Source organism: Pseudanabaena sp. 'Roaring Creek' (genome assembly GCF_001402795.1).
Taxonomy (GTDB): Bacteria; Cyanobacteriota; Cyanobacteriia; order Pseudanabaenales; family Pseudanabaenaceae; genus Pseudanabaena.
Genome location: NZ_LIRE01000201.1, coordinates 1 through 7,105, shown reverse-complemented (window position 1 = coordinate 7,105; position 7,105 = coordinate 1). Strand labels below are relative to the sequence as shown.

At 43.3% G+C, this 7,105-nt stretch carries 3 protein-coding genes; all 3 read right to left on the bottom strand.

Features of this window, described 5'->3' with window-relative positions:
- Positions 1 to 121 precede the first annotated feature (121 nt).
- The 3 genes from AC805_RS06500 to AC805_RS06490 are packed head-to-tail and all read right to left on the bottom strand — an operon-like array spanning position 122 to position 6,855.
- Complete coding sequence (locus tag AC805_RS06500) at positions 122 to 1,864, bottom strand: EAL domain-containing protein (RefSeq protein WP_055074663.1); 1,743 nt, start codon at positions 1,862 to 1,864, stop codon at positions 122 to 124.
- Positions 1,865 to 1,884: 20 nt separating this feature from the next.
- Positions 1,885 to 5,682, bottom strand: a complete 3,798-nt coding sequence (locus tag AC805_RS06495) for a CBS domain-containing protein (RefSeq protein ID WP_231662473.1) — start codon at positions 5,680 to 5,682, stop codon at positions 1,885 to 1,887.
- 36 nt (positions 5,683 to 5,718) lie between these two features.
- Positions 5,719 to 6,855 (bottom strand): hybrid sensor histidine kinase/response regulator, encoded by a 1,137-nt coding sequence (locus AC805_RS06490; protein WP_055074661.1) that lies wholly within the window; start codon positions 6,853 to 6,855, stop codon positions 5,719 to 5,721.
- Positions 6,856 to 7,105 lie beyond the last annotated feature (250 nt).

Here is a 7,105-nt window from a genome sequence, read left to right as displayed (position 1 = left end):
TCATTTCTTGGGGTTTAATTTGTCCTAATTCAAGTGACTGTAGCTATAAAATCCAGACCCAGCAAGGGTTTTCAAAACTAAAAATGGCTACGCCATTTTTAGTTTTGATATTAAGTTATGGTTACAGGTAGATTTTTTCAATTTCTGATGCAGGTAGGGGACGATTGAAGAAATAGCCTTGTCCGTATTGACATTGAACTTTTTGCAACCATTCCAACTGCTCTTTAGTCTCAATCCCTTCAGCAATTACAGATAGACCGAGTTGATTGCTGAGGGCGATGATCGTATCAACGACATGATAGTTCCGTCCTTCTGATTGAATTTGGTTTACAAACGAACGATCGATTTTGAGGCTATCGACGGGGAATCGATGGAGATAGCCGAGAGAAGAATATCCAGTTCCAAAATCGTCGATGCTGATCTGGATTTGGCGCGATCGCAGTTCTTTGGTAATGGCGATCGCCGTTTCCGCATTGTCCATAATCGCGCTTTCGGTAATTTCTAGTTTGAGCTTGGCAGGATTAACCGCAGTTTCTTCCAAAATGCGATCGATATCGGCAAGAAGGGTCGAGCAAGCAAATTGACGTACTGAAAGATTGATACTGATCGCGATCTCCGTCCATCCCATGAGCTGCCAAGCGCGGAGTTGTTGGCAGGCTTGTTTAAATACCAACATGCCCACAGGGACGATTAAGCCTGTAGTTTCCATACTGGGGATGAACTCGGCGGGGGATACCATTCCTCGTTCGGGATGTTTCCACCTTACTAAGGCTTCAAATCCTGCTAGTTTATTGGTTTGTAAATCGACGATGGGTTGGTAATAGAGAATAAATTCCTGTTGTTCTATCGCCCTTTGCAGATCGTTCTCAAGAATTAAGCGGTTAAACATCTCCAGATGCATCTGCTGATCGAAAATTTGATAGCTCTCCTTGCCGCGTAATTTAGCTTGGTACATAGCCGTATCGGCATCTTGCAAAAGTTCTTCAGGCTGTTGATCCTTATTTCTACTCAGCGCAATCCCCATACAAACGGTAAGAAAGATTTCACAATTTGCGACTAAAAATGGTTGAGAAAAGCTCTTGAAAATATTGTGGATAAAAGCTTCAAGACTCGAACGATCTTCAATCTGGTTGAGCAAAAAGCAAAATTCATCTTCGCCCATTCTTGCCAACCCATAGCCATTTTGAAGATGTTGTTGTAAGCGGTTGGCGATCGCTTTGAGCAACTGATCGCCCACCGCATGACCAAAGGAACCATTGACCAGTTTGAATTGATCGCAGTCGATATAGATCAAGGCAAGGGATGATTCTTCTAAGCGCAATCTTTGACTTAATTGATCGATCAGCCATGTCCGACTGGGAAGTTTGGTGAGGGCATCTTCAAAAATCATCGCTTGCAACTGGGATGTGCGCTGTTGCACCATTGCTTCTAATTGGGTATTAAAAACCGCTAACTGCTGGTATTGCTGATGAATGCGAATCATCGATCGCACTCTGGCGGATAACTCTAAGCGATTGACTGGTTTACTAATAAAATCATCCGCCCCTGCAAACAAACATTGGGCAAGATCCTTTTTTCCCGTTAAAGCAGTGACCATAATAATGGGTACGGTTCGCCATTGAGGCATTGCCTTAATACATTTACAAACCTCGAAGCCATCCATTTCTGGCATCATCACATCTAGCAAAATTAGATCGGGTTCGACTGCGTCTAAACAAGCGATCGCGTGTTTGCCATTAGCGGCGTAATGCAGTTGATAATTATCACTTTTCTCTCCGAGCTCTTCACTAAAACTTAAGTGCGCTTCAATAACATCAAAATTGTCGGGCTCGTCGTCAACGACCAAAATAGATGGTTTGTTCATGGATGAGATGGTTTTGGGAGCTAAGATTTTGTTGTTAAGAGTCTATGGATAGTCGTTGCCAACTCTCTCAGTTTAACAGGCTTGCTTAAATATTCATTGGGTTCCTTTGTTAGATCGCGTGTTAGATCGCGATCCGATTCTATTCCCAAACTATTTCCCAATTTGTTTCCCAAGTTATTTCCCGATTCATTCATCGCATTTTCATTCATCACATTTTCATTCATCACAGTTTCAGGCATCGCATTTTCAGTCATGGCAATTATAGGTATGGCTTCTAAATTGGGAATCTGACGGATTTCCGAGATTATCTCTAACCCATCTATAGCTGGCATTTGGATCGCGATGAGAATTAAATCGGGGTCGGCTGATCGTGCTAGAGCGATCGCTTCCTGTTCATTTTTAGCCAGCAAAATATGGTAGCCTTTTGCCGATAGATAGCTGGAAATGGTCATAATGTTAGCTTCATTATCCTCTACTATCAAAATTAAGGGCGAAGGTTCCTCACCAATTTGACTAGATGGACTGCCAATGGCTACAACAGATTCTACTGTCTCCGAATGTGAAGGTTCTTGGTAAGGAAGATCGATCGTAAAGCAGCTACCTACACCCACTTCACTGGTCAATCCTACCATTCCCCCATGCATTTCTACGATGCTTTTGACTAAGGCAAGTCCTAAGCCCGTGCCCTGATATTGTCGATTGAGGGCGCTATCTATTTGAATGAATGGTTGAAATAGCTTTTGCATATTTTCGGGGGCGATCCCAATGCCTGTATCAATGATGGAAATGCGGATATACTGACCTATTTCTGAATTTTTTTTATCACTTTTTTCATCTTTTGTGATGTGAAGTTCTTCTGCAATGAGATTTGCTTCTGGATTGCTCTCTGGATTGCTCTCTGGTAATTGCAGGCAATTCACTGCTAGAGTGATATGTCCATTTTCGGGAGTAAACTTGACTGCATTATTGAGTAGATTAATCAAAACCTGCCGAATTCGACGTTCATCCGCCATTAAGTTAGGTAAATGGTGATGAAATTTAGTTTCAATCTGGATGCGTTTTTTGAGAGCCTGTTGCTTGACAAAGGTAAGGCTGGACTGGCAAAGAGATTTGATGGATATTTGCGAATATTCCAATTCGATCTGCCCTGATTCGATTTTGGCAACATCGAGAACATCGTTAATTAGTTCTAGTAGGTGTGAGCCACTGCGCTCAATCGTTTGAAGCGCCTTGACCTGTGGTTCATGGATTTCCCCAAACACTCCATCCTGTAGCCCCTCGGTCATGCCTAAGATGGCATTTAGAGGAGTGCGGAGCTCGTGGCTCATGTTGGCGAGAAATTCATCCTTGAGATGGGTGGCTCGAGCAAGTTCTTCATTCGAGATGGCTAGTTGCTGGTTCCGTTCGGTGAGTTTCTGTTCGGCAAGCTGCCGAACACTGAGTTCCTGTTGCAGCTGCTCAAATAGGCTTGCCTGTTGAATCGCTATAACTAACTGGTTGGCAATTTTTTGGAGCAAATTAATTTCCTCTTTTTCCCATTGCCTTGGGCGATCGCATTGATGGGCAACCAGCAGTCCCCAGATCGTCCCATTTTGAATGATGGGAACGCCTAGTCTGGCGATGACCTGTATTTCGGTCAGGAATCTTTCTAGGGTCGGAGTAAGCAATGCGGCTTCATTGTTGCGATCGCTTAGGATAAATACTCTCTCTTGGATCGCTGGTTCGGAATTGGGCTCGCCATGCTGAGGGGAATCTCGATCGTCATTAAAATCAGGGAAGATATCTTCAGGAAAGACAATGTTAAGAATATTTGGCCATTGGGGTAAAACAGATTCCGCGATGGCTGAGCCCGAACCATCGGGAAATACTCGATAGACCAGTACGCGATCGGCATTTAAACCTTGGCGAACTTCTTCAACGGTAGTTTTGAGGACTTCATTTAACTGCAAAGTGGAGCGCATCCGCTGGGTAATTCTTCCCAACAATTTTTCCTGCTCTGCCTGCTGTTGTAATCTGAGTTCTACTTCTTTGCGATCGCTAATATCGACAACTACGCAAACACATTCATCATCATTGAGCATGGCAACACCGATGAGAACATGGATTGGATGTCCATTCTTGTGGTAGTAAATCTTTTCCCAAGGTTCGATCTCGCGACTCAGTTTCAAGTGTTGAATGGCATGGAGATCGGCAGCTAGGTATTCGAGGGGAGTTATATCTGACCAGTTGATACTTTTAGCGAGCAGATCCTCGCGGGTATAGCCCAACATATCCAAGAAGCGATCGTTCGCATTGGTAATCTCGCCCTGAAAGTTGGTAAACATCATGCCAACGATGCTTGATTCAAAGATCCGCCGAAATCGAGTTTCACTCTTTTGCAAAGCAATTTCCGCTTGTTTACGATCGGTTTCATCCCTCACGATGATCAGGGCTTCATTGTCATTAATCGGGATAATCCGTACTTCTTCAAACACCAACCGATCGCGTTTATATAATTGATGCTCGTATACCTGCAATTCACCTGTGACGATCGCGCGATCAATTGCTTCTAGTTGCTTTTGCAATAAATCGGGAGATAGGATTTCCGATAGATGGTTTTTAATTGGTAGAAACTTCTTTTCGCGATCGTGGGAATTAATATATTCCAAACATTTACCATCTCTGGTGACTCGCAACAAGAGGTCGGGAATTGCCTCAATCATCGCCCGATTTTGAGCTTCACTACTGCGAAGCTCATTGCTTCGATCTGCAACCTTGCGTTCTAAGGACTGGTTAAGTTCTTGGAGTGCTAATTCGGCTTTTTGGCGCTTAATTAGTTCGTCTTGTAGTTGTTGATAAGTGACAACTTGCTTTTGCTCTAGTTCGATATTTCGAGTTGTTAATAAAGCTAATTTTTCTTCTTCTAGTCGAGCTACTTTTTTTTCTAAATACTCTGCCAAGCTATAGAGTTCAAGGGGATTGAGAGCTTGAAGCAGGCTAGTCTGGGTGACAATGCCCAGTAGTTCCCCCTGTTCCCCCACTACGGCTAAACGACCGATAAAGCGCTGTTCCATGAGCTGATGCACGAGCAACAGTGAATCGTCAGGCGTAACCGTAAATATCGGGCTACTCATGAGTGTCGAGGCGATCCAACTGGTCAGATTTAATCCCAAGGCTTGAAACTGGACAATATCGCGCTCGGTCAAAATGCCCACGGCAATTTGGTAAGCTCCCGCGATCTTCTCCTGACTTTCCACAATCATGACGGAGCTGACGGCATGGGTGGACATCATTTGCGCGATCGCTAACATGGAAGCATTTGGCTCAGCACAAACCACCTCTCTGGTCATGACTTCCTTCACCAGTCTCAACTTTAATAGGTCGAGGGGACGCGAGATTTGGCGCAAACTCTCATGGGTGACCAGTCCTATTAAGCGATCGCGGTCGTCCATGATCGGCAAATGACGGATGTGATTTGTTTTTAGCAAGTTAATTGCTAAAAACAAATCCGTAAAGGCTGATTCCTTGAGGGTCAAGACATCCCGCACCATCACTTCTCGCATGGTCAAGCAATCTAACCTTTGCTGTTGTGCGCTGAGATGTACTACGTCTCGTTCGGTCATTATGCCCAGTAACCGATCGTTTTCGATTACCAACACACAACTAGCTCTTACCTCTATATGCAGTTGCTCTAGTTGGCTGCTTGCAGATTTGGTCGTTGCACATTTCGACCGTGCCTCACTCATCTGCGCGATCGATGCCATCACTGTCATGTCGGGATGGACAATAATGGGATTCCGAATAATCGCCAGCGCTAAGTCTAAGGGGGGATGAGGCATGAACATAGGTGATTCTGGGAATTTTGGACTCTGAGATCAACTCTGGGCGATCGGCAAAGAAATATGTATTGTTGTTTCCTGTTGGTAAATACTTGTTATGGAAAAAGTCCCACCCGCTAATTCAACAATTTTTTTGACAATCCTCAAACCTAAACCAATGCCTTGTTGCTCGTAACTCTTCCGCTCGAATTGGATAAAAGCCCCAATTCTGGCAATCTGCTCCTCCGTCATACCCCTCCCTAGATCTTGGATCGATAAGTTAAACATTTCTCCTACAACTTTACTGCTGATTTTAATCATTGTCCCAAGTGAGGAGAATTTGAGAGCATTATCGATTAATTCATGGAGGACTGTCAAAAGATATCGGTATGACAGCATAATATCCGCGTCCTCAAGGGAAAATATGATATCTTCGACCCTCCCGCTATTTTTAGTATAGGATTTGATCAGGGTCTCAATACCAGAAGCTGAAAATTTCGTATTAGTTGACTCAAAGGCTTGCTGCCGAATGGTGGATATTTCGAGCTCTAGATAGATCAGAAATTTTTTCGTTAAATTTTCTAAACGATGGGCTGATTCGTCTGCCCATCCCAACATCTCGCGGATTTCGGTTAGATCCATGTTCTCGAGATCTTCCTTGAGCAGGTCGATAGTGCCGATAATACCGTTGAGAGGGGTATTTATTTCGTGGGACAACCGAGAGGCTAGATTTCCCCGTAATTCATTGAGCGTGCTTTCAAGGATATTGATCGTATTTTCTTGAATAACTGATAGAGTTTGGATATCGTCATACTGGCGCTTGATTCTGAGCATCGAGTTTACCCTTGCGCGCAGTTCTAGACTGTTGATCGGTTTGCTAATGAAATCATCCGCTCCTGCATTCAGACAGTCAGCAAGATCGGATTTGGCGCTTAGAGCTGTCACCATAATGATCGGGACAACTTTCCATTGTGGGATTGCCTTTATTCGTTTACAAACCTCGATGCCATCCATTTCTGGCATCATGACATCTAATAAGATGAGATCGGGTTGGAATTTTTCAAGACAAGAGATAGCATTTTTACCACTAGCTGCATAATACAAATGGTAAGTGCGATCGCTCAAGAATGCCTCAAGTACGTCAAAATTATTCGGTTCATCATCAACAACTAAAATCGAAAATATATTTGCCATAACTTTACGTTTGGTTAGTGACTTGGTTAATGACTTGGTTAGTGACTTGGTTAGTCATTGAGAGGGGCGATTTTAAAATAAGGATTGGGTAGCTTGGCACTGCCTATTCTTACTTTCTGAGTATCTAGATCTTTTAGGTTTAAACTCAAAGAATATGCCATATAGCCATATAGATCGCGTTCTTTAACCTTTCTATTTTTATTTTTTCGATAGTTATCTAGTAATTATGATGAAACAAGTAGTTTTACTA